At 73.4% G+C, this 23,400-nt stretch carries 18 protein-coding genes; 4 read left to right on the forward strand and 14 right to left on the reverse strand.

From position 1 onward, the window contains the following. Positions 1–36: 36 nt before the first annotated feature. The 7 genes from CFW40_RS06585 to CFW40_RS06615 all read right to left on the reverse strand — a co-directional run bounded on the left by CFW40_RS06585 (position 37) and on the right by CFW40_RS06615 (position 7,930). The gene (locus CFW40_RS06585; RefSeq protein ID WP_088796897.1) at positions 37–894 is read right to left on the reverse strand and encodes an amidohydrolase; all 858 of its coding nucleotides are present in this window, start codon (positions 892–894) and stop codon (positions 37–39) included. A gap of 73 nt (positions 895–967) precedes the next feature. Further along, positions 968–1,969, reverse strand: a complete 1,002-nt coding sequence (locus tag CFW40_RS06590; RefSeq protein ID WP_256331566.1) for an aldo/keto reductase — start codon at positions 1,967–1,969, stop codon at positions 968–970. Positions 1,970–1,976: 7 nt separating this feature from the next. Further along, positions 1,977–3,008: an ABC transporter permease gene (locus tag CFW40_RS06595; protein WP_088796898.1), complete on the reverse strand. Its 1,032-nt coding sequence runs from the start codon at positions 3,006–3,008 to the stop codon at positions 1,977–1,979. Beyond that, the gene (locus tag CFW40_RS06600) at positions 3,005–4,636 is read right to left on the reverse strand and encodes a sugar ABC transporter ATP-binding protein (RefSeq protein ID WP_088796899.1); all 1,632 of its coding nucleotides are present in this window, start codon (positions 4,634–4,636) and stop codon (positions 3,005–3,007) included. The genes CFW40_RS06595 and CFW40_RS06600 overlap by 4 nt, the downstream gene beginning before the upstream one ends. Positions 4,637–4,638: 2 nt before the next feature. After that, a complete protein-coding gene (locus CFW40_RS06605) occupies positions 4,639–5,670 on the reverse strand; it encodes a sugar ABC transporter substrate-binding protein (RefSeq protein WP_088796900.1) in 1,032 nt (343 codons plus the stop codon). A gap of 122 nt (positions 5,671–5,792) precedes the next feature. Beyond that, positions 5,793–6,590, reverse strand: coding sequence for an SDR family NAD(P)-dependent oxidoreductase (locus CFW40_RS06610; protein WP_088796901.1), 798 nt, complete (start codon positions 6,588–6,590; stop codon positions 5,793–5,795). Next, entirely contained in the window at positions 6,587–7,930 is a 1,344-nt protein-coding gene (locus CFW40_RS06615) for an enolase C-terminal domain-like protein (RefSeq protein ID WP_088801942.1), read from the reverse strand. Before CFW40_RS06615 ends, CFW40_RS06610 begins: the two co-directional genes overlap by 4 nt. Before the next feature lie 261 nt (positions 7,931–8,191). Here CFW40_RS06615 and CFW40_RS06620 point away from each other — a divergent pair, with 261 nt between their 5' ends. Beyond that, complete coding sequence (locus CFW40_RS06620) at positions 8,192–9,352, forward strand: PAC2 family protein (protein ID WP_088796902.1); 1,161 nt, start codon at positions 8,192–8,194, stop codon at positions 9,350–9,352. A gap of 68 nt (positions 9,353–9,420) precedes the next feature. On the opposite strand, the gene CFW40_RS06625 is transcribed toward CFW40_RS06620, so the two are convergent. From CFW40_RS06625 to CFW40_RS06645, 5 genes are all read right to left on the reverse strand, one after another. Next, positions 9,421–12,477: an NPCBM/NEW2 domain-containing protein gene (locus CFW40_RS06625; RefSeq protein ID WP_088796903.1), complete on the reverse strand. Its 3,057-nt coding sequence runs from the start codon at positions 12,475–12,477 to the stop codon at positions 9,421–9,423. Between the two features lie 161 nt (positions 12,478–12,638). Then, positions 12,639–13,868 carry a cysteine--1-D-myo-inosityl 2-amino-2-deoxy-alpha-D-glucopyranoside ligase gene (gene mshC, locus CFW40_RS06630; protein ID WP_088796904.1) on the reverse strand — a complete coding sequence of 410 codons (1,230 nt, stop codon included), beginning with the start codon at positions 13,866–13,868 and terminating at the stop codon, positions 12,639–12,641. A gap of 132 nt (positions 13,869–14,000) precedes the next feature. Next, the gene (locus CFW40_RS06635; RefSeq protein ID WP_088796905.1) at positions 14,001–14,930 is read right to left on the reverse strand and encodes an SCO1664 family protein; all 930 of its coding nucleotides are present in this window, start codon (positions 14,928–14,930) and stop codon (positions 14,001–14,003) included. After that, positions 14,894–15,484 (reverse strand): DUF3090 domain-containing protein, encoded by a 591-nt coding sequence (locus tag CFW40_RS06640; RefSeq protein WP_088796906.1) that lies wholly within the window; start codon positions 15,482–15,484, stop codon positions 14,894–14,896. The genes CFW40_RS06635 and CFW40_RS06640 overlap by 37 nt, the downstream gene beginning before the upstream one ends. 118 nt (positions 15,485–15,602) lie before the next feature. Next, positions 15,603–16,301: a histidine phosphatase family protein gene (locus CFW40_RS06645; RefSeq protein WP_088796907.1), complete on the reverse strand. Its 699-nt coding sequence runs from the start codon at positions 16,299–16,301 to the stop codon at positions 15,603–15,605. A gap of 59 nt (positions 16,302–16,360) precedes the next feature. Here CFW40_RS06645 and corA point away from each other — a divergent pair, with 59 nt between their 5' ends. Further along, the gene (gene corA / locus CFW40_RS06650; RefSeq protein ID WP_088796908.1) at positions 16,361–17,353 is read left to right on the forward strand and encodes a magnesium/cobalt transporter CorA; all 993 of its coding nucleotides are present in this window, start codon (positions 16,361–16,363) and stop codon (positions 17,351–17,353) included. Between the two features lie 54 nt (positions 17,354–17,407). Here the strand turns inward: corA and CFW40_RS06655 are convergent, their stop codons facing one another. Further along, on the reverse strand, positions 17,408–18,196 hold the full coding sequence (locus CFW40_RS06655; protein WP_088796909.1) for a hypothetical protein: 789 nt from the start codon (positions 18,194–18,196) through the stop codon (positions 17,408–17,410). Between the two features lie 283 nt (positions 18,197–18,479). Next, entirely contained in the window at positions 18,480–19,535 is a 1,056-nt protein-coding gene (locus CFW40_RS06660) for an LLM class F420-dependent oxidoreductase (RefSeq protein ID WP_088796910.1), read from the reverse strand. Positions 19,536–19,662: 127 nt separating this feature from the next. On the opposite strand from CFW40_RS06660, the gene CFW40_RS06665 reads away from it, so the two are divergent. Both CFW40_RS06665 and CFW40_RS06670 read left to right on the forward strand, forming a co-directional pair. Next, positions 19,663–20,646, forward strand: a complete 984-nt coding sequence (locus CFW40_RS06665; protein WP_088796911.1) for an aldo/keto reductase — start codon at positions 19,663–19,665, stop codon at positions 20,644–20,646. Then, a complete protein-coding gene (locus CFW40_RS06670; protein WP_088796912.1) occupies positions 20,643–23,336 on the forward strand; it encodes a helix-hairpin-helix domain-containing protein in 2,694 nt (897 codons plus the stop codon). Before CFW40_RS06665 ends, CFW40_RS06670 begins: the two co-directional genes overlap by 4 nt. The last annotated feature ends 64 nt before the right edge of the window (positions 23,337–23,400 follow it).

A 23,400-nucleotide genomic window follows, 5' to 3' on the forward strand; every position in this document is an offset into this window, starting at 1 on the left:
GGCGGATCACGAAGCTGGCGGAATCCGGACGTCGCGTCAGCGGCCCGGCTGCCCCTGCCCGGCCGGCGTCCCGACGCCGTACACCCGCCCCGCCGTTCCCCCGAAGACGTCCGACCGTTCCGCCGCGTCCAGGTGGGCGGTCGCCGACTCCGCGAGCGCCACGACGTCTTCGTAGCCGGCCGCCAGCGTGCACACCGGCCAGTCGGAGCCGAACATCACCCGGCCGGGACCGAAGGCCTCCAGGACATGCCGGGCATAGGGCAGGATCTGCTGCGGCCGCCAGGCGTCCCAGTCGGCCTCGGTGACCAGCCCGGACAGTTTGCAGCTGACGTTCGCCTGCCCGGCGAGCGCGGTGAGAGCGTCGGCCCAGGGCTGCCAGTCCCCCGTCGCGACCGCCGGTTTGCCGGCGTGGTCCAGCACGAAGGCCAGCTGGGGAACGGCGCGTACGGCGGCGTGCGCGGCGGGCAGTTCGCGCGGGGTGACCAACAGGTCGTAGACCAGTCCGGCGTCGGCCACGATGCCCAGGCCCCGGAGCACGTCCGGGCGGAGCAGCCACTCGGGGTCCGGTTCGTCCTGCACCTGGTGCCGGATGCCCACCAGGCCGGCGGGCAGCGCCGCGAGGACCTGGGCGAGCGCCGGGTCGCGGAGGTCGGCCCAGCCGACGACACCGGTGACCGGCCCCTCCCCCACCGCGAGGGTGAGGAGTTCGGCGGTCTCCTCGTACGAGGACGACGACTGGACGAGGATCGTGCCGTCGAGGCCGTGCGCGGTCAGATGCGGGGTGAGGTCGCTCAGCGCATAGCCGCGGCGGATCGGATCGGCCCACGGCCCGTCCATCCACGGCTGCGCGCGCCGGGCCGGATCCCACAGATGGTGATGGGCGTCGATACGCATCAGGGGCGCGCTCCGGGGGTCGTGGGCGGGGTCGTCGCTCGGGCCGCCGGACTCGGGCTCGTCGGCCTCGGGCTCAGTCGTGCAAGGGCAGCGGCAGATCGGGGTCGAGCAGGCCGCGGGCGACGAGCGTATGCCACAGCTCGTCCGGGATGTGACGGGTGAACAGCGCGGCGTTCTCGGCCATCTCCTCGGGACCGGCGGCACCGACGACCGCGGAGGCGACGGCACGGTGACCGAAGGGGAACCGGAGCGCGGCTGCCTTGAGGGGGATGCCGAACCGTGCGCAGACGGCGCCGAGTTGACGTGCCCGGTCGAGGAGGGCGGGCGGCGCGGGCGCGTAGTCGTAGGGCGCGCCGGGCGACGGGTCGGCCAACAGGCCGGAGTTGTAGACGCCGCCGACGACCACGGAGGTGCCGCGGCGCTCGCACTCCGGCAGCAGGTCGTCGAAGGCGGTGCGTTCCAGCAGGGTCCAGCGGCCGGCGCAGAGCACCACATCCACATCCAGGTCGGCGACCAGGCGGGCCAGCAGACCGCTGTGGTTCATGCCGAAGCCGATGGCGCGCACCACGCGCTCGGCGCGCAGCTCGGCGAGGGCCGGGAAGCCGGTCTCGTACACCTCCCGCAGGTGGTCCTCCACGTCGTGGAGGTAGACGATGTCGACGGCGTCCACGCCGAGCCGCTGCAGGGACGCGTCCAGCGTGGCGCGGATGCCGTCGCGGGTCAGGTCCCGTACCCGGGCACGGGCGGGGGTGTCCACGAAGCCTTCGCCGGCGGCCCGCTCCCCCGGCGCGAGCGGCCGCAGCCGGCGGCCGACCTTGGTGGAGAGGGTGTAGGCGGCGCGGTCGCGGCCGCGCAGCGCCCGGCCGAGGCGTTCCTCGGACAGGCCCACGCCGTAGTGCGGGGCGGTGTCGAAGTAGCCGGCGCCGGTGGCGAGGGCGGTGTGGACGACGCGCTGCGCCTGCTCGTCGGGGATGGCGCGGTAGAGGTTGCCGAGCGGTGCGCAGCCCAGGCCCAGGGGCGGGACGGTGACCCCGGTCCGTCCCAGCTCCCTCGGCCCCTGCGGAGAACAGTGCACGGCGGCCTCAGTCCTGCTTCTCGCCGCTGGTGAACCGGGAGATGACCAGCGCGACGATGATGATCATGCCGTTGAGGAACTGGGTCCACAGCGGTGGCGCGCCGCCGAGGGTCATCACATTGATGACGAGCTGGAGCGTGAGGACGCCGGTGAGGGCGCCGAAGAGGGTGCCCCGGCCGCCCTTGAGGCTGATGCCGCCGATCACCGCGGCGGCGAAAACCTGGAAGATCCAGCCGTTGCCCTGGCTCGCGGAGACCGCGCCGTAGTGGCCGGTGTAGAGGATGCCCGCAAAGGCGGCCAGCACTCCCCCGACGGTCAGCACGATCCAGGTGACGCGGTCCACCCGGATGCCGGCCGCGCGGGCCGCCTCCGGGTTGCCGCCGATGGCGTACAGCGCCCGCCCGTGCCGGAGGAAGCCGAGAGCCGCGCCGCCGAGCGTGAAGAGGGCGAGGCAGATCCAGACGGCGGCCGGGATGCCCAGCCAGTCGGCCTGGCCCAAGTAGGCGAAGGACGCCGGGACATTGCCGATGGACCGGCCCTCCGAGAGGCCCACCTGCAGGCCGCGGAGCATGGTGAGCATCCCGAGGGTGGCGATGAAGCCGTTGACCCGCAGCGTGAGGATGAGGAAGCCGTTGGCGGCGCCGATCGCCGCGCCCACGGCCAGGCAGAGCGGGATCGCGGCCTGGTCGGGGAAGAGTTCCAGCCCGGCGAAGCGGCCGCCGTGTGCGGGCATCACCAGCCACAGGGCGACCACCGGTGCCAGGCCGATGGTGGACTCCAGCGACAGGTCCATCCGCCCGCTGATGAGGACGAGCGCCTCGCCGAGCACCAGCAGGCCCAGCTCCGTGGACTGCTGGATGACGCCGACCAGGTTGTCCTGGGTGAGGAACGCGGGCGACACGATGAAGCCGATGACGCCCAGCACGAAGATCACCGGCACCAGGGAGAGATCCCGCCAGCGGGCCGGGTCGATCCGGGGCCGGCGGCGCGGCGGGCGCCAGGCCGCGTCGGTGGCCGGCGGCGATACGGTCTCGGTCATGGCGCGGTCCCTTCCGTTCCGTGCGTGTCCAGGGCCTTGGGCTCGCGATCGCGGGCCGTGCCGGACGGGCCGGGCGCAGCGCCCTCACCGGCCGGCACGCCCTCCATCGCGGCGACGAGTTCGTGATCGCGCCAGCCGGCGGCGAATTCGGCGGTCACCCGGCCGTGGAAGACCGCCAGCACCCGGTCGCAGATCCGCAGATCGTCCAGTTCGTCGGAGACGATCACGGCGCCGCTGCCGCCGTCCGCGACCTCCCGTACGACGCCCAGCAGCGCGTCCTTGGACTTGACGTCGACGCCGTTGGTGGGCCGGACGGCGACCAGCACGGCGGGCTCGCGGGCCAGCGCGCGGGCGATCACGACCTTCTGCTGGTTGCCGCCGGAGAGCCCGGACACCGGCTGGCCGGGCCCGGTGGCCTTGATGTCCAGCGCCGCGATCATCTTGCGGGCGAACGCGCGGGTCCGGGAGGGCAGTACGGTGCCCCTCGGCCCCAGCCGGCCGGCGACGGTGAGGGTGGCGTTCTCGGCGACGCTGCGGCCCGGGACGAGCCCTTCGCGGTGCCGGTCCTCGGGAACGTAGCCGATGCCGGCGGCGAGGGCGTGCGGCACGCTGCCCGTACGGACCGGCCGCCCGCGCACCGTGATCCGGCCGCCGTCGGGGGCGCGCAGTCCGGCCAGCGTCCGGCCGATCTCGGTGGCGCCACTGGCCGTGGCGCCCGCGAGGCCCACCACCTCGCCGGCCCGTACGGTCAGGTCGAGCGGGGCGAAGTGCCCTGTGGCGGCCAGCTGCTGGATGCGCAGCACCGGCTCGCCGGGCGGGCGCGCGGCCGTCCGCGGCCGGCCCGCGGGGCCCGCCTCCTCGCCCGTCATCGCCGCCACCAGCGCGTCCTTGGTCAGCCCCGGGACGGGCGCGGTCAGCACGTGCCGGGCGTCACGGAAGACGGTGACGGTGTCGCACAGCTCGTGGACCTCCTGGAGGTGGTGCGAGATGAACAGGAAGGCCACTCCCCGGTCGCGCAGCTCCCGCAGCTTGCCGAAGAGTCGGTCGATGCCGGCGGCGTCCAGCCGGGCGGTGGGCTCGTCGAGGATGATCAGCCGGGCGCCGAAGGACAGCGCACGGGCGATCTCCACGAACTGCCGCTGTTCGACGCCGAGTTCCTTGATCCGGGTGGCCGGGTCGACCTCGACGCCGTACCCGGCGAGCAGTTCGCGGGCCCGCTCGCGCAGCGCCCGCCAGCGGATGGTGTGCCCGCCCTGGAAGCGGCCCAGGTAAAGGTTCTCCGCGACGGTCAGCTCCGGCACCGTCATCGGCTTCTGGTGGACGCAGGCGGCCTTGCGCTGCCAGGCGGCGGTGTCGCCCCAGCCCGGCGCGGGCGCGCCGCCGAAGGTGACGTGGCCGGCGTCCGGGCGTGCCATGCCGGTCAGTACGGACACCAGGGTGGATTTGCCCGCGCCGTTCCGGCCGACGAGGGCGTGCGCCTCTCCGGGACGTACGGTCAGCCGGGCGCCGTCGAGGGCGACGGTGGGGCCGTAGCGCTTGACGATCCCCTCGGCGTGCACCGCCGCCGCGGGCCCGTTCGCCGCCGGCTCGGGCCCGTTCGCCGCCACCGTGTGCTCGTCCGCCGCCATCGCTACTTCTTCTTCCCGAGCTGGTTGGCCCACAGTTTCCGGTCGTCGACGGTGTCCTTGGTGACCAGGGGCGCCGGCAGCTGGTCCTCCAGACCGTTCTTGATCTTCACGATGGTCGAGCCGTGGCCGGTGGGGCCCGGTGTGAAGGTCTTGCCCTCCAGGCCGGCCTCGGCGTAGTACAGCGCGTACTTGGCGTAGAGGTCGGCGGGCTGGGAGAGGGTGGCGTCGATCTTTCCGGCGCGGATCGCGTCCAGTTCGTCCGGAATGCCGTCGTTGGAGATGATGGTGATGTGCCCGTCGGTGCCGGCCGGCCGCAGGAGCTTCTTCTGTTGCAGGAGGGCGAGCGTCGGCTGCAGGAAGGCGCCGCCGGCCTGCAGGTAGATGCCGCCCACGTCCGGGTGCTGGGCGAGCAGGCTCTGCAGCTTGCCGGAGGCGACCTCGCCCTTCCAGTCGGTCGTCAGCTCATGCACGGTGATCTTCGGGAACTTCTTCTTCATGCACGCCGCGAAGGCCTCGGAGCGGTCCCGCCCGTTGATCGAGCTGAGGTCGCCCTGGAGTTCGGCGACCCGGCCCCTGCCGCCCAGTTTCCTGCCCAGGTAGTCGCAGGACTTCTCGCCGTAGGCGCGGTTGTCGGCGCGTACGACCATGTAGACCTTGCCCTCGTCGGGGCGGGTGTCGACGCTCACCACCGGGATCTTCTTCTCCGCCAGGCGCCGCAGCGCTTCGGCGATGGCCCCGGTGTCCTGCGGCGCCATGACGATGGCCTTGGCGCCCTGGTCGGTCAGCGCCTGCACATTGGAGACGACCTTGCCGATGTCGTTCTGCGAGTTGGACAGCGGCAGCGCGGCCGGTCCGCCGTGGTCCAGGTCCCTTTCGAGGTACTGCTGGTAGGAGTTCCAGAAGTCGGTGTCCGTACGGGGCAGGTCGATGCCGATCCTGCCGCCCGCGGCGCTGCTGCCGCGGTTGCAGCCGGCGAGCGCGGCGGTGGCGAGCAGCGCGGCACAGGCCGCCGCGCCGGTCGTACGCAGTCTCATGGGTGGTCCCTCGGTCGTGGTGTGCGGCTGGTGCGGGGCGCTGTACGGGCCGGGCCGGATGCGGGTCGCCGGATACGGGCCGGGCCGGGCTCAGGGCGTGGCCGGATGCGGGTCATGGCCGGTCAGGTGGCGGGCCGCAGCCGCAGCCCCTGCATCCCCCCGTCCACGGCGAGCGCCGTCGCGGTGATGCCGGAGGCGGCCGGGGACGCCAAGGAGGCGATGGCGGCGGCCACTTCGTCCGCGGTGACCATCCGGCCCATCGGCTGGCGGGCGTTGAGGGCGGCGCGTTCGGCGGCCGGGTCGTCGGCCCGCTCCAGCAGCCGGCCGATCCACGGGGTGTCGGCGGTGCCCGGATTGACGCAGTTGACGCGGATGCCTTCCCGGAGGTGATCCGCGGCCATCGCCAGGGTCAGCGAGAGGACCGCACCCTTGGCGGCGCTGTAGAGGGCGCGCTGCGACAGGCCGGCGGTGGCGGCGATGGAACAGGTGTGGGTGATGGAGACTCGGCCCGGGGCGCCGGCAGCGGTGCGGCGCAGCGCCGGGAGCGCGGCACGGGCGGTGCGCACCAGGCCCAGCACGTTCACGTCCAGGACCCGGGCCCACTCCGCGTCGTCGTTGTCCTCGACCGTGCCGACGGCGCCGATGCCGGCGTTGCCGACGAGGGTGTGCAGGGCGCCCAGCTCCCCCACCGCTTCGGCGACGGCGGCACGTACCGCGGCGTCGGAGGTGACATCGGCCGTGACCGGGACCGTCCCGGGGGGCGCGCCGGAGGGGTCCCGGTCCAGGACGGCGACCCTGGCGCCGCGCGCCAGCAGCAGGGCCGCCGTGGCCGCCCCGATGCCGGAGCCGCCGCCGGTGACGAGCGCGGTCATCCCCGCGAAGTCGGCCGGCGGCCGGGCGTGGTGCGGTGCGGAACTCATGCGGAGACCTCCTGTTCGCCGTGCCGGCTGCGCGGGGAGCGGCGGGCGCGCCACACCGGCCCGTCGGGGAAGCGGTGGGCGGCGATCGAGGCCGGTTTCATCCGGGCCGAGAAGCCGGGCGCGGCCGGAGCGCGGTAGCGGCCGCGCTCGACGACGACGGGATCGCTGAAGTGGTCGTGCAGCTGGTCGACGTACTCGATCACCCGGTCCTCCCAACTCCCGGACACCGCCACGTAGTCGAACATCGCCAGATGCTGCACCAGCTCGCACAGCCCGACCCCGCCCGCGTGCGGACACACCGGCACGCCGTACTTCGCGGCCAGCAGGAGGATCGCCAGGTTCTCGTTGACCCCGGACACCCGCGCCGCGTCGATCTGGACGAAGTCCACGGCGCCGGCCTGCAGCAGCTGTTTGAAGACCACCCGGTTGGCGACGTGCTCGCCGGTGGCGACCTTCACCGGCTGGCCGGAGCGCACCGCGGCATGCCCCAGCACGTCGTCCGGGCTGGTCGGTTCCTCGATCCAGTGCGGGGCGTACGGCGCGAGCGCGGTCATCCAGCGGACCGCCTCGGCCACGTCCCAGCGCTGATTGGCGTCGACGGCGATCCGGACGCCGGGGCCGACCGCGTCCCTCGCCAGCCGCATCCGCCGCTTGTCGTCGTCGAGGTCGGCGCCCACCTTCAGCTTGATCTGGCCGAAGCCCTCGGCCACCGCCTTCTTCGCCAGCCGCACCAGCTTGCCGTCGTCGTAACCGAGCCAGCCGGGCGAGGTGGTGTACGCGGGGTAGCCCTCGGCCTTGAGGCGGGCGGCGCGCTCGGCCCGGCCGGGCACCGCGGCGCGCAGGATCGCCAGCGCCTCGGCCGGGGTGAGGGCGTCGGAGAGGTAGCGGAAGTCGACGAGGGAGACCAGTTCCTCGGGCGTCAGCGCGGCAAGGAACTCCCAGACCGGCAGGCCCGCCCGGGCGGCGGCCAGATCCCAGGCGGCGTTGACCACGGCGCCGGCCGCCATCTGCATCACGCCCTTCTCGGGGCCGAGCCAGCGCAGCTGGGAGTCATGGGTGAGGTCGTGGTGGAGGGCGGCGAGAGCGGCGGCGGTGGTGGGCACGGGCCGGCCGATGACGTACCGGGCGAGGGACCGGATCGCGGCTGCCATGACATCGTTGCCGCGCCCTATCGTGAAGCAGAGGCCGTGGCCCCGCGGTCCGCTGCCGGTGTGCAGCACGACATAGGCGGCGGAGTAGTCGGGGTCCGGGTTCATGGCGTCCGAGCCGTCGAACTGCTCCGAGGTGGGGAAGCGGACGTCGTGGACCTCGAACCCGGTGACGGTGTCGGCCGCAGCCATGGGCATGCCCCCTGAGATGTTGCGGAAGAACATCGGACGTCTGCCAGTCATCCGATGTATAGACCCGCGAGTCAGGCACCGTCCAGACCCCGTACGGAAGTTGACCGACCGTCCCCTGCAACAGATCGGATGAATCTCGCCCCCCTCACGCAAAGGGGCTGCGAACCGGCACCACGGACGCCGTAGTCTTGGGAACGCACGCAATGGAACTGCTGCCGGCGGCCGCCCCAGGTGGCCGGACCGGTCGGAAGGAGGCGCTGGGTGATCGAGCTCGAGGGGGTGCCCGAGCTGATCGACCCGGTCATGGTGGCCGCGTTCGAAGGCTGGAACGACGCCGGCGACGCCGCCTCCGCCGCGGTCGCGCATCTGGACCGGGAGTGGAAGGGCGAGGTCTTCGCCGCGCTGGACGCGGAGGACTACTACGACTTCCAGGTGAACCGCCCCACCGTCTTCCTGGACGGCGGCGTACGCAAGATCACTTGGCCGACGACCCGGCTCTCCGTCGTCCGCGTCGGCGACAAGAACGGCAAGGGGCGGACCCGCGATCTCGTCCTGGTCCGCGGTATCGAGCCCAGCATGCGCTGGCGCTCGTTCTGCAACGAAATCCTCGGCTTCGCCCATGAGTTGGGCGTGGAGATGCTGGTGGTCCTGGGCTCGCTGCTCGGCGACACCCCGCACACCCGGCCGGTGCCGGTCAGCGGGGTCACCTCCGACGCGGAGCTCGCGAGCCGCCTGGACCTGGAGGAGTCCCGCTACGAGGGCCCGACGGGCATCGTCGGCATCCTCCAGGAGGCCTGCACCCACGCGGGCGTTCCCGCGGTGAGCCTGTGGGCGGCGGTGCCGCACTACGTGTCCCAGCCGCCCAACCCGAAGGCCAGCCTCGCACTGCTCAACCGCCTGGAAGACCTCCTCGACGTCCGTATCCCGCTCGGTGAGCTGAGCGAGGACGCGCGCGCCTGGCAGCTGGGCGTGGACCAGCTGGCGGCGGAGGACAGCGAGGTCGCCGAGTACGTCCAGTCGCTGGAGGAGGCGCGGGACACCGCGGACCTGCCGGAGGCGTCCGGCGAGGCCATCGCCCGCGAGTTCGAGCGCTATCTGCGCCGCCGTGATCCGCAGGCCCCTCCCGGTGTGGCGACCGAGGGCGGGCTCGCCGACGGCCGCGACAGCTCCTACCTCCGCGACTCCGCCGGCGGCCGCGGCCGCCCGCCCCGCCCGGTGCCGAAGGAGCCGCGGGAGCCGAAGTCCGGCGACGACAGCGCCGCGGGGCCGAAGGACACCGGTACGGGCGGCGGCCCGAAGGACACCGGCAAGGGCACCAAGGGCTCCGGTGACGCGCCCGGCCCGTCGGAAAACCCGTCAGGGGGCGCGGACTCCGCCGACTCCCCGCGGCCGGAGGACGGCCCGGAGGACGCCGGAAGCTGAGCGCCCCGCGCTGCCCCTCCCGCCGGAACGGGAGGGGCAGCGCTCGCTGCGGGAGGAGCAGCGCCTGCTCACCCCGAGCAGTGGAAACGCGCCCCCGCCCAGTCACCGTGATCGCCGGACTTCTTGCCGTCGGTATCGGTCACCTTGAGGCGTACGTGCCGGACGCCGCCGAGCGGCACGTCCACCGCCACCGGCGCCGAGGTGCCGGTCAGCTTCGGTGAGGTCCACAGCACCTTGCCGTCCCCCTCCACCGAGAAGGCGACCTGCCCGTAGTCCGCGATCTCGTCGTCGATCCCGGCGTCCGCGGTGAAGGACGTACAGCGCCCGCCGGTGAAGAACTCCAGGTCCGAGTCGGCGTGCGTCCCGATGCCCTTGCCGTACGTCTTCCCGGCGAGGGTGAGCGGATGGCCGTCCGCCGCCCCCGACTCGCCGTTGCTGCGGTCCCGTTCGGCCGGTCCGTAGCCATTGGTCTGGCTCAGCCACTCCAGATCGCTCGCCCAGGTGTCGGCGGCGGGCGCCGGCGGTACGGCCCGTACCTCGAAGCGGTGCACCGCCGTCCGCGGCACGCCGGCCGAGCGGTAGCGGACGGTCGCGGTGACGGTGACCGGGTCCGCGCTCCTGGCGTCCCGGGGCGCGGTGAGCGTCAGCGTGTCGCGCCGGGTGGCTCCGGCGGCGATCCGCGCATGGCGCACCGGCGCCGAGACGGTCCAGCCCTTGGGCGCGGACAGGGACACCGACACCCCGTGTGCCGCGCGGGTGCCCGCGGTGAGCGCCGTGCGTACGGATGTCGGCACGCCCTTGGTCACTTCCTGGCCGCCCGGTGTGGCCACCGCGACCGTCGCACCCGGGGTCCGGCCGCCGACCGCGCTCGCGCCCTTCAGCAGCAGGGTGAACGCGCGGCCGGTGGGGCGGGAGGCGGTCTTGACCCGGACGACGCCCGCCCGGTCGGCGGGGTCGTGGAACCAGCCCTCGTCCGCCGCCTCGAACGCGCCCGCGGACGGCAGCCGCCGCAGCGGACGGCCGTCCAGGGTGACGCCGCGGGGCGCGTCCCCGGTGTGCACGGTGAAGCGGTACGGCCGGGCCGTCTGCTTGCCCCGGAACGCGCCCCGCAAGGCGCCGACGCCGATCCGGACGTCGCCGCCTCCGGAGCGCGGTGCCGCCACCTGCACCCGCTGGGTGGCGCTGCTGCCGTCCCGGTGCGCGCGGGTCACCCCGTCGTCCTCGTAGAGGGTGAACGAGGAACGGCCCTGCGGGTAGACGTCCCAGGCGAGCGGCGAGTGTGCCGTCCGGTCCCGGTAGGACCTGATGCCCGGCCACATGGGCACGGCGGCACCGGCCCTGACGAAGAGCGGCAGGGTGTCCAGGGGGGCGCTGTAGCCGTCGACCGTGGCCGGTCCCCGGTAGGTACGTCCGGTCCAGTAGTCGATCCAGGTGCCCTTCGGGAGGTAGATGCCGTCGCGGGTGCCGGTGTCCTGGTAGACGGGCGCCACGAGGAAGTCCCGGCCGGTCAGGAACTCGTACTTGGCGGCGTCGGTGGCGGCCTTCGGGTCGTCGGGGTATTCGAGCGACAACGGCCGCACCGGCCCGACGCCGGTCCGGGTCGCCTCGGCCGCGTAGGAGTACATGTACGGCAGCAGCGACTCCTTGAGCTTCAGGTACTTCCGGTTGATGGAGGTGTAGGGCTCGCCCTGGCGATAGGGCTGTTTGTCGCTGGCCGCCCAGCCGTCCATCGTCATCATCGCCGGGAGGAAGGACTTCCACTGCAGGTCGCGGACGTAGGTGTGGGGGCTGCCGCCGAAGATGCCGTCCACATCGCCGGTCGTGTAGGCGAGTCCGGACATCGTCGCGCCCGCGTAGGTGGGTATCTGCCAGCGGATGTAGTCCCAGCTGCCGCTCTGGTCACCGGACCACTGGACCCCGCAGCGCTGGGCGCCCGACCAGCTCTCGGGGGCCCAGGTGAAGCCCCGGGCATCGCTGTTGTCCTCGATGCCCCGGTAGGCGTCCTTGCAGCCGTCCAGGGCGAACTTGTAGCCGTCGCCGACCCAGGCGACATCCAGTTTGGCGATCCGCTGGCCCGCCTTGACCTGGTCGGCGAGCTTGGCGATGCCGTCCTCGGTCCACAGCCCCAGCTTCATCTTCCGTTCGCCGAGTCCCTGGGAGGTCTCGGCCAGGTTCTCGTAGCCGCAGCCGTAGCCGTCGTTGACCAGCATCCAGCCGCCAGGCAGGTCGTTCTCCGTATAGCCGTCGGCGACCTTCAGGGCGTCGAGTGTGTGCCGCTCCCCCCGGTTCGCATTGTGCAGATAGCAGTCGGAATCACCGATCTCCAGGCCGTACAGCGGCGGCAGGAAGGGCTTTCCGGTCAGCGAGGTGTACTGGCCGATGACGTCCTTGGCGCTCGGCCCGGCGAAATAGTAGGCGTCGAACCGCCGTTCCTTCGCGCGCGTCGTCACCGGCCGGCCGAAGGCGTACGTATTGGGCGCGTACGTATTGCGGAAGACCCCGTAGCCCGCGGACGAGAGGTAGAACGGGACGGAGTTGGGGTGTCCGCCGTCGTCCCAGTGGTAGTCGACGCCGACCTCGACGGTGTGGCCGCGATGTGAGGTGTTGCCGCGCCCGTTCTGCATCCCCGCGCCGTAGAACTGCTCGTCCCCGCCGCGCGCCAGGGTCTGGGTGGTGGTCGTGTCGTCCCAGCTCAGCCCCTTCGCCTCGGACCACACCAACGAGCCGTCGGCCCGCCGCAGTTCGAAGCGGAGCGGCGCCTTGAAGGCCTTCAGGGTGACCTGTGAGGTGCTGAGCTCGTAGGCGTCCTTGGCGTCCCGCCAGTGGGTGGCGGGCGGTGCGCCCTGGGGCAGCACGATGTCCTTGCCGGTCGGGTCGGTGAAGGTGCCGTCCGGGGCGAGTTCGATGCGGAAGATCCGGTCCGTCACGAAGCTGACGCGCGCCTCGGCCCGGCCCGCGTGCAGACGGTAGACGGGCCCGTCCGCGGCGAAGCCGGTGACGTCGCCGACGGTCCGGTCGGGTGCGCGGCCGTCCGCCCGTACGCTGCCCGCCGGGCCCGCGACGGCCGCCACGAGCCCGAGCAGCGCGGCAACGACCGCCACCCGCAGTCCTGTTGGTTTCCTCATGCCCGCAGCTCTAGTCCGCGGCCGGGCCGCGCCACCATGGACTCTTGGCCCGGGTTGCTGGATTTCTGCGCGCCCGGCGGCCGACCGGCGCATGAACCGTGACAAGAGGGGCGCCCCCGCCGACTGGCGAAGGCGCCCCTGAGGACGGGTTCGACGGGTGGTTACAGGGCCACGCCGAGCAGTGCGTCGACCGCACGGGACACGAGGCCGGGAGCGCCCTCGTCGCTGCCGCCGCCGGATTCCTGTGCCGCGGCCCAGCGGTCCACGGCCGCGAGGGCCGCCGGGGAGTCGAGGTCGTCGGCCAGCGCCGTACGGATCTCCTCCAGGAGGGCGTCGGCGGACGGGCCGTCGGGGCGGGAGACCGCGGCACGCCAGCGCGCCAGCCGCTCCACGGCCCCCTCCAGCACCGCGTCGGTCCACTCCCAGTCGGCGCGGTAGTGGTGCGCGAGCAGCGCCAGACGGATCGCGGCCGGGTCGGTGCCGTCGCGCCGCACCGCCGAGACGAAGACGAGGTTGCCCTTGGACTTGGACATCTTCTCGCCGTTCAGGGCCACCATCCCGGCGTGCACATACGCCTTGGCGAAGGGGTGTTCGCCGGTGAGCGCCTGGGCGTGCGAGGCGCCCATCTCGTGGTGCGGGAAGGCGAGATCGGAGCCGCCGCCCTGGATGTCGAAGCCCATGCCCAGGAGGTCCAGGGCGATGGCGACACACTCGATGTGCCAGCCGGGCCGGCCGCGGCCCAGCGACCCGCCGTCCCAGCTCGGGTCGCCGTCACGGGCGGCCATCCACAGCATCGGGTCGAGCGGGTTCTTCTTGCCTTCGCGCTCGGGGTCGCCGCCGCGCTCCGCGGACAGCAGCCGCATCGCCTCGGCGTCCAGCCCGGAGACCTCGCCGAAGTGCGGGTCGGCCTCTACGGAGAAGTAGATGTCGCCGTCCAGCTCGTAGGCGGCGCCGGCGTCGCGCAGCCGCTCCACCAGCGGGACGATGCCGGGTATCGCCTCGACGGCGCCTATGTAGTGGCGGGGCGGCAGCATCCGCAGGGCCGTCATGTCCTCGCGGAAGAGGGCGGTCTCGCGCTCGGCGAGCGCCGTCCAGTCGACACCGGTGGCAACGGCCCGCTCCAGCAGCGGATCGTCGACATCGGTGACGTTCTGCACGTAGTGAACCTGGCGCTTCGTGTCGAGCCACACGCGCTGAACCAGGTCGAACGCGTTGTAGGTCGCCGCGTGCCCCATGTGGGTGGCGTCGTAGGGCGTGATGCCGCAGACGTAGATACGGGCGACGGGACCGGGGTCGAGGGTCACCCGTCCGCCGGTCGCGGTGTCGTGGATCCTCAGGTCGCGGCCCTGGCCAGGCAGGGCGGGGACCTCAGAAGCGGGCCATGCATGCATGCCATGAGCCTAACCGGACGGAGGTTCCGTCTACGAACGGGATCGGAGGTCTGGCCGGAAAGGCGCTCTTGCGTTCAGCGGCCGAACATGCAAGCGGATCGGGCGGTGTCCCGCCGCGCCCACGGCGGAATCTCAGACCGGCGGCCAGGGGATGGCGGGCCATTCGCCGCTCGGCTCCGGGTGCCGGCCGCTGCGCAGCAGCCCGGCCACCCGCGCCCGCAGCGCCGCGATCTCGTCATCCGTGATCAGTTCGGCCAGTCGGGCGGCGAGCGGCGCTGCGTCCTCCAGTGCCTCCTGAAGACCCCGCAGCACCTCCAGCGCCTCGTCGGTCAGCGGCTCCCCCGCCCACCCCCACAGCAGGGTGCGCAGCTTGTCCTCGGCGTGGAACGTGACGCCGTGGTCGATGGCGAAGAACGCTCCGCCGTCGCCGGGCAGCAGGTGGCCGCCCTTGCGGTCACCGTTGTTGATCACGGCGTCGAGCACCGCGAGCCGCCGCAGCCGTGGATGGTCGGCGTGCACCAGCAGCGCGGTGCGGCCCTCGCCGACCTGCGCGAAGCCGACCGCCTTCCAGCCGGGCCCCGGCTCCTCGTCCTCCACCAGGGCCAGCAGCTCGGGCACCTCGTCGCTGCTCTCCGGCGGATCGATCCACTCCTGGACCATGCCGGTGCCGTAGGGGCCGTCGCGCAGCACCGTCACCGGAATGAGGTCCCAGCCGCAGGCACGGGAGATCTCGTACGCGGCGACCTCGCGCTGGGCGAGCGTGCCGTCGGGGAAGTCCCACAGCGGGCGCTCACCGGCGACCGGCTTGTAGACACAGGCGGCGCTGCGCCCGTCCTGCGCGACCGTGCAGTAGAGCACGGCGTTGGAGGCCTCCTGGATGCGGCCGCGTACGGTCAGCTCGCCGTCGGTGAACAGGGCGTCCGACCGGTCCCCGGCGGGCTCCGGCGCGGCCGGCGGCGGGTCCTGGGGGGCGACGGGACCGGGCAGCGGAGCGGCCTGCCCGGCAGGTTCGACGGGCACGGCGCTCAGGCGTCCCGTCGGTATCCGTTCTGGCGCGGGCATACGTGTCCCTCCGGGTCGAGCGGCAGGCTGCACAGCGGGCACGGCGGGCGGCCGGCGTTGACCACTTCGAGCGCCCGCTTGGCGAACGCCCTGGCCATGGTGCCGGTGAGGCGCACCCGCAGCATCGGCGGGCCGTTCTCGTCGTCCTGGAGCAGCCGCTCCTCCGCGTCGGCGAGGTCCTCGTCGCTGTCCGCTTCCAGCTCGACCAGGGCCTGTGCCTCGACGATCATCCGCTCGTCCTCGCCGTCCCAGGCGAGCGCCATGGTGCCCACCCGGAACTCTTCCTCGACGGGCGATTCCAGCGGGGCGGAGTCGGCCACCTCGGCGGGTGAGACGGCGGGCACCGGGGCGTTGCCGCCGCTGCGCCGCACGACCTCGTCCAGCAGCTCGTCGATCCGCTCGGCGAGCGCCGCGACCTGGGTCTTCTCCAGGGCGACGCTGGTGGTGCGGCCGGAGGCGGTGGCCTGGAGGTAGAAGCTACGGCGGCCAGGCAGCCCGACCGTACCGGCCACGAAGCGGTCCGGCGCGTCGTAGAAGAACACCTGACGGGACAACGTCCTGCTCCGATTGCTCGACTGCGGGGTCACTGCGGTCGCTGCACGTCCTGCGGTCACTGCGCGGATCGCAGGCGTGGCGGGCAGCGCCGTCGCACCACCCTACTGCGCCGACTGATCACGCTGCTCCCGCACCACCGCCGACGGCCGCGTCCCGGTCTGCCGCCGCGCCGCCGCCGTCCGCCCGGGGCACGAGTGATCCGAAGTCACCGGTGTCCCCGAGCCGTACGAGGTAGGGGCGCAGCCGGGTGTAGCGGATCGCGGTGACCGAGCACGGCTCGACGGAGATCCGCTGGAAGAGGTCGAGGTGCATGCCCAGCGCGTCGGCGACCAGGGATTTGATGAGGTCGCCGTGCGAGCACATGAGGTAGGCCGCCTCGGGGCCGTGCGTCCCGTCGATGCGGGCGTTCCAGTCGCGTACCGCGTCCACCGCCCTGGCCTGCATCGCGCGCATCGACTCACCGCCGGGGAAGGCGGCCGCCGAGGGGTGCTGCTGGACGACCTCCATCAGCGGCTCGTCGCTCAGCTCGGCGAGTTTGCGGCCCGACCAGTCGCCGTAGTCGCATTCGCTGATCCGGTCCTCGATGTGCGGCGTGAGCCAGGGCCGGGCCTCCAGCAGCGGCGCCACGGTCTCCCGGCAGCGCTGCAACGGGCTGGAGACGACGGCGGTCAGCGGCACCTGGGACAGCCGTACGGGCAGCCCGGCGGCCTGGGCGGCGCCGTGCTCGTCGAGGGCGACGCCGGGGGCCCGTCCGGCGAGCACTCCGGCGGTGTTGGCGGTGGAGCGGCCGTGTCGCACCAGGATCAGCGTGGGCATGGGCGCCACCCTACGTTCCCGGTCCGTGTTCCTGGCAGGTGCCGGCGTGACGAGCGAGAATGCCAGGTGTGATCGTGGACTGCGCCATCTACCGGGACGGCCGCCGCGCCGAGTGCGCGACCGACTTCTCCCGCGCGCTGGAGGAGGCGCGGGCCGAGGGCGACGCCTTCCTGTGGCTGGGGATGTACGAGCCGACGGAACGGGAGTTCGAGCTCGCCAGCAGCGAATTCGGGCTGCACCCGCTGGCCGTCGAGGACGCGCTCAAGGCGCATCAGCGGCCCAAGTTGGAGGTTTACGACGACTCGCTGTTCATGGTGCTGAAGCCGGTCACCTACGACGACGAGGCCGCCACGGTGACCGCGTCGGAGGTGATGGTGTTCCTGGGCGAGGCGTTCGTGGTCACCGTCCGGCACGGCGAGGCCAGCCCGCTGGCGGCGGTGCGCCGGCGGCTGGAGGAACACCGGGAGATCCTGCGGCACGGCCCGGGGGCGGTGCTGTACGCGGTCTGTGACGCGGTGGTCGACCACTACATCGACGTGGCCTCCGAACTCCAGCTGGATCTGGAGGAGTTGGAGGCGGAGGTGTTCGCTCCGGTACGCCGGGACACCAAGAACACCGCGGCCGAGATCTACGCCTTCAAGCGCGAGGTGCTGGAATTCCGGCGGGCGACCGGCCCCCTGGCCGCGCCGATGACCCTCCTGCAGAACCCCGGCGTGCCGTACGTGCACGACCACGCCCGGCCGTTCTTCCGCGACGTCGACGACCACCTCACCCGCGCCAACGAGTCGGTGGAGAGCCTGGACCGCCTGCTCTCGGACATCCTCGCCGCCCATCTGGCGCAGATGGGCGTCCGGCAGAACGACGACATGCGCAAGATCTCGGCCTGGGCGGCGCTGGCGGCCGTACCGACCCTGATCGCCGGCATCTACGGCATGAACTTCGATGACATGCCGGAGCTGAAGTGGCACCTGGGCTATCCGGCGATCCTGCTGGTGATGGTCGTCATCGAGGTCTCGCTCTACCGCCTGTTCAAACGCCGCGGCTGGCTGTGACGGCGCGGCCGGCTGTGCCGGGGGCGGTCCCGGCGGCCGGGCGCCCCGCAGGGCTCAGGCGAACTCCGGCGCCGAGGTGGCCGGGCCGCCCAGCGCGTTCCGGCGCTCGGGCATCCGGAGGCTGACCATCCGCCGCCAGCCGCCCAGCCGCTCATAGCCGTACATCGCCCGGATCCCGGTGGTGATCCCGCCGCTCTTCGCCTTCGGCCACCGCAGGATGCGGCCCATGTGGTCCATCACGGCCAGGCTGACGTCCCGGTAGATGACGATCTCGGTATGGGCGCAGTCGTGCAGGATCCGCTGGATGGTCCGGCCGTGGCCGAGGCGGGCCAGCCGCAGCAGCTCCTCGTGGCAGTACGCCAGGTGGTTGTCCTCGTCGTGGGAGATCATCCGGATCGCCTTGCCCACCTCGGGGTGGTCGCCGAAGTGCTTGTTGAGCATCACCATCTGGTCGGCGGCACGCTGTTCGGTGACCCGGCTGTGCGCGAGGTAGGTGATGATGTCGAGCTCGGTGAGCGGTTCGTCGCGGCGGAGCTTGTCGTGCGCCAGGCCGATGCCCCGCCGCTCCAGCAGTGCGGTGTAGTCGGTCGCCGCGGGGACGGCGGCGGGCGTCAGGCCGCGCTTGCGCAGCAGGGCGTGGAAGATCCGGCCGTGCTTGTCCTCGTCCGCGCCGTGCCGGGTGACCTTGGGCGCCAGCTCGCGCAGCGAGGCGGGCATGAGGGCGGCGATCCGGCCGTTCTCCCAGCCGCCCTGGGCCTCTCCGGTGGCCGCGATGGAGCAGAACAGGCGGTAGGAGTCGTCGTTGTCGACGATCTCCTGGAACAGGCTTCGGGCCGAGATCATCTGCGCCACCTCCGAACGGACACACCCGTAGGAAAAGTCAAAGGGGGTGTCCGGCGGGAGGCAACCGGAGCGGCCGTTCGTACGGCCGTCCGGGCGATGTCCGTCCAGGTGGCGGGCGTAACCCGGCCCCTGTCACTGCGTTGTGCCGCCTGACGGCCGCGGCGGGGAAGATCCCCCGAGCCCCCGCCACGGCCGTGGGGCCGACCGGGCCCGGCACTGTGCGCGCCGGGCCGTGTGCGGGACTTCCGGACGGGTTCCGGTACGAGCGCCTGCCGCCCGTCGCCTACGCCAGGCCGGCCCGCTCCAGGGCCTCGGTGCCGGCCCGCAGCGAGGCGAGGCGGTCCTCCAGGGTGAAACCCGCCGGGGCCAGCGTCAGTGTGGTCACTCCGGCCGCCGCGTAGGCCTGCATCCGCTCGGCGATCCGCTCGACGGAGCCGAGCAGCGTGGTCTGGTCGATCAGCTGCTCCGGGATCGCGGCGGCGGCGCCTTCCTTGTCGCCGGACAGGTACTTGCCCTGGATCTCGGCGGCTTCCTTCTCGTACCCCATGCGCTGGGCGAGCTGGTTGTAGAAGTTCTGCTTAGGGCTGCCCATTCCGCCGACGTACAGGGCGGTGTACGGACGGAACATGTCGGCCAGCGCGCTGACGTCCTTGTCCGCGCCGACGGCCAGCGGCAGCGTCGGGCAGACGTCGAAGCCCTCCAGGGTCTTGCCCGCCTTCTCGCGGCCGGCCCGGAGGTGCGAGATCGCGGTCTCCTCCAGGTGGTCGGCCGAGGGGAAGATCAGCAGAGCACCGTCGGCGATCTCACCGGTCTGCTGGAGGTTCTTCGGGCCGATCGCGGCGATGTAGAGCGGGATGTGCTCGCGCTGCGGGTGGACGGTGAGCTTCAGCGGCTTGCCGGGGCCGCCGGGCAGCGGCAGCGTCCAGTGCTCGCCCTGGTAGGACAGCCGCTCGCGTGACATGGCCTTGCGGACGATGTCCACGTACTCGCGGGTGCGCGCCAGCGGCTTGTCGAACTTGACGCCGTACCAGCCCTCGGACACCTGCGGCCCCGAGACGCCGAGCCCCAGCCGGAACCGGCCGCCGGAGAGGGAGTCCAGGGTGGCGGCCGTCATCGCGGTCATCGCGGGCATACGCGCCGGGATCTGGAAGATCGCCGAACCGATGTCGATCTGCTCGGTCTGGGCCGCGACCCAGGAGAGCACGGTGGCGGCGTCGGAGCCGTAGGCCTCGGCGGCCCAGCAGACGGCATAGCCCAGGCGGTCGGCCTCCTGCGCGACCGCGAGATTGTCGGAGTCCATCCCGGCGCCCCAGTAGCCGAGGTTGATGCCAAGCCTCATGCCGCTCCCCTTACCGATCAGTAACGTCGCTGTTGCGGGGACTGTAGCGCGCGCCCCCGCCGGCCGTCATCGGCGGGTTGTCCACAGGTCCCCTGTTCCCGGCGCGCGGCCAGTAATCTCAAGGCCCATGGAGCAAAGGCACCTCGGCCGTACGGGCCTTCGCGTGTCCCGCCTCGGGCTCGGCACCCTGAACTGGGCCCGCGACACGGACGAGCAGGAAGCCGCCGACCAGCTCAAGGCGTTCTGGGAGGCCGGCGGCACTCTGGTGGACACCGCCGACATCTATGCCGACGGCGGCGCCGAATACCTCCTGGGCCGGCTGACGGAAGGGCTCGTTCCGCGCGAGGACCTGGTCATCGCGACCAAGGCCGGCAGCGTCCTGGCCGCGGACCGCCGCGTCGACGGCTCCCGGCGCCATCTCCTCACCGCCCTGGACGCCTCCCTGGAACGGCTGGGCACCGAGTACGTCGACCTGTGGCAGCTGCACGCCTTCGATCCGCACACCCCGCTGGAGGAGACCCTGCAGGCCCTCGACCTCGCCGTCACCAGCGGCCGGGCGCGCTATGTGGGGCTGTCGAACTTCTCCGGCTGGCAGCTCGCCAAGGCGGCCACCTGGCAGCTGGCCGCGCCCGGTGTACGCAACCGGCTGGCGAGCACGCAGATGGAGTACTCCCTGCTCCAGCGCGGTGTCGAGCGGGAGGTGCTGCCGGCGGCGCTGGATCTCGGTATGGGCCTGCTGCCGTCGTCGCCACTCGGACGGGGCGTGCTGACCGGCAAGTACCGCCACGCGACGCCGGCCGACTCGCGGGGCGCCTCGGAGCATCTGGCCCCGTTCGTCGCGCCCTACCTCGACGAGACGGCGGGCCGGGTCGTCGAAGCGGTCACCACGGCCGCCGACGGACTGGCCGTCACCCCGCTCCAGGTCGCGCTCTCCTGGGTACGCGACCGTCCCGGAGTGACCGCGCCGATCCTGGGCGCCCGCACGGAAGCGCAGCTCAGAGCCGCATTGTCAGTGGAGACCCTTAGTCTTCCTGACGAGATCCGCCGGGCGCTGGACGATGTTTCGGCTCCGGTGCACCACTACCCCGATCACGACTGGAGCACGCTGTGAGTACCGACCGCCTCGCCGGCGAAACCCCGCCCGAGCAGGAGGCCGCGCCCGGGACTGCGGATGCCCAGACACCCGACGACCCCACGGCACCGGAGGACCCCACGGCACCGCGGAACGACGCCATGGCGCCTGGCCCGGACGCGACGGCACCGGAGCAGGCCACAGCACCGGACACGGACACGACGACGCCGGAACACGCCACGGCACCGGACACGGACACAGACACGACGGCGCCGGAGGGCTCCTCGGCCGGCGCCGCGGACGCGACGGTTCCGGTGAGCGAGCCGGCGCCCGCGGCATCCGGCGCCGGGGACCGGGCTCCCGGCTCCGGTGCGGCGCGGGAGACCGCGGTGCCCGCGTCGGGCAAGGCGACCGCGGACGCGCTGGCCGCGGCGGTACGCGCGGTGGAGAGCGGCGAGCGCACGGCCGCTTCGTTCTTCAACGACACACCCCGTCCCGCACCCCGTCCCACCAGGCAGGCCGCACCCGCCGCCCGGCCCCGCGAGGACCGCCCTGACACCACCGGCCGCGCCCCGCAGCAGGGCGCACCCCCCGGCCCCGCCGCCCCGGAGGCCGCCCGGCCCGGCACCGCGCCCGACGCCGGCCGTCCGGCCGGTCCCCCCGTCACGGACACCGGCGCCATGGGCCCGGCCGCCGCACCGGCTCCGGCCGGCCCGGCTCCCGCCCCCCGTCCCTCCGTGGCCACGGCGCCCGGCATCGAGGGCGTACGGCAGGTCCTCACGGCGGGCGGCGCACCCCAGGCGCTGGCGGAGCCCGCCGCGGAAGTGCTCGGAGAGCGGGCGGCCGAGGCGCTGCGCGAGGACCCCTGGCAGTTGCTCGGTGTGCCCGGGGTACGCCCCGAACAGGCCGACGGCTTCGCCCGGGCGCTGCTCGGCCCGGCCTGCGGCCCTGGCGACGAGCGGCGCGCGCAGGCGTTGGTCGGCTGGCTGCTGGAACAGGCCGCCGTCGCGGGGCACTCCGCCCTGGAGGCCGCCGCGCTGCGTGCCGCACTCGCCCAGCGCTCGGTGCCCGACCCCGACGAGGCCCTGCAGACCGCCATCGCGGACGGTGCCGTGCTGGTCTTCCAGGACGCGATCGAGGAACCGGGCCGGGCGCGCCCCGCCACGGGCGACGACGAGGACGAGGAGCAGCCGGTCCGGATCCTGCTCGGCCTGGACCGGTTCGCGATGGCCGAGGAGAGCGTCGCCGACGGCCTGGCGCGGCTGTTGAACACCTTCGAAGCGGTGGCCGGGCCGGAGCGGCACACCGCGGCGGACGCCGGTGAGCCCGGCGGCGACACGGCGGCCTCAAAGCCGACGACCGCGGAGCCGGCGGACGCCGACCGGAGCCCGGCCGCGGAGGGTGCTGGCGCCCCGGCCCCCGACGCCGGAGACACCGGGGCAGCCGCCGACGCCGACGACACCGCCGCCCCCCGGCCCGTACGCCCCTCCGCCGCCGCCTGGGAGGCCGCGGCGGCCGCCGCACCGTCGCCGTCGGCCGCGGAGCTCATCCGCGCCACCGCACACAGCGGCCTGGTGGCGCACACCGGTGCCGAGGCGGCCCGCGCCGAGCCCGCCGCGCTGATCGCCGCGGCCCGCTCGCTGGGCCTGCGGGCATTCGGTGCCACGCATACCGAGAACGGCCGCCGGCGCCTGGCCGCCCACCTCGCCGCGAGCACCCCGGAGGCCGCCGCCGCTTCCGGGGACCCCGGCGCGGCCGCGGTGACCGTGTCCGGCCTGCTGTCCGGCCGCCAGGGCCCCGGCCGTGACGCCGACGGCGCCCTGGCGCTCGATCTGCTGGTCGTGCTGGACGCCCCGCAGCTGGATCTGGAGACCGCCGCGCTGCTCGTCGAGTCGCTGACCGACGGGACCCGCCTGGTGCTCAGCGGCGATCCGGGGGTGCTGTGGTCCGCCGGTCCCGGCCGGCTGTTCGCCGATCTGCTCGCGGCCCGCTTCTGTCCTCAGGTCGCCTCCCGCACCCCGGACTTCGGCCCGATCGGCGAGCTGGTGTCGGGCATCGGCATCGGCGAACTGAGCCAGGTCGAGGCGCCCGGAAAGGAAGTGGTGATCGTCCCGGCGCGGGATGCCGGAGAGGCGGTGCACCGCACCGTCCAGCTGGTCGCCGACTCCGTGCCCCGGGCGCTCGGTGTCCCCGCGGAGCAGACCCAGGTCATCACCGTCGGCCACGGCGGCGCGGCCGGCACCCGCGCGCTCAACGCCGCCCTCAAGGAACGGCTCAGCCCCGGCCCCGGCCGGTTCGGCGGTTTCGACCCCGGCGACCGCGTGGCCTACGCCCCCGCGCCCGGCCGCACGGTGCCCGGCACGGTCACCGGCGCGGACGCGTCCGGGCTGCATCTCGACTGCGACGGCACCGCGGCCGTGGTACCGCGCGAACAGGTCGCTGCGGGAGCCGTACGCCACGGCTGGGCGCTCACCGCGCACCAGGCGGCCGGGATGCGCTGGCCCGCCGCGGTGGTCGTGCTGCCCGGGGACGCCGCGGGCGGGCTGACCCGCGCCTGGGTCTACACCGCCTTCAGCCGCGGCGAACGGCACCTGTCGGTCGTCCAGGGGGTCGACCAGGCGCTGCCCCGCGCCATCGCCGAGGTACCCGTCAAGGAACGCACCACCCGGCTGCGCACCCTGCTGCGGGACAGCGTCCAGAGCGCCGAGGAGCCGCCGGCGGCCGGCTGACCGGAGAGCGCGGCCCGCTCCCCCTGACCACACGCACCACCAGCCGCCGCCCCGGCCCGTGGGC

It is taken from the genome of Streptomyces sp. 2114.4 (genome assembly GCF_900187385.1).
Lineage (GTDB): Bacteria > Actinomycetota > Actinomycetes > Streptomycetales > Streptomycetaceae > Streptomyces > Streptomyces mooreae.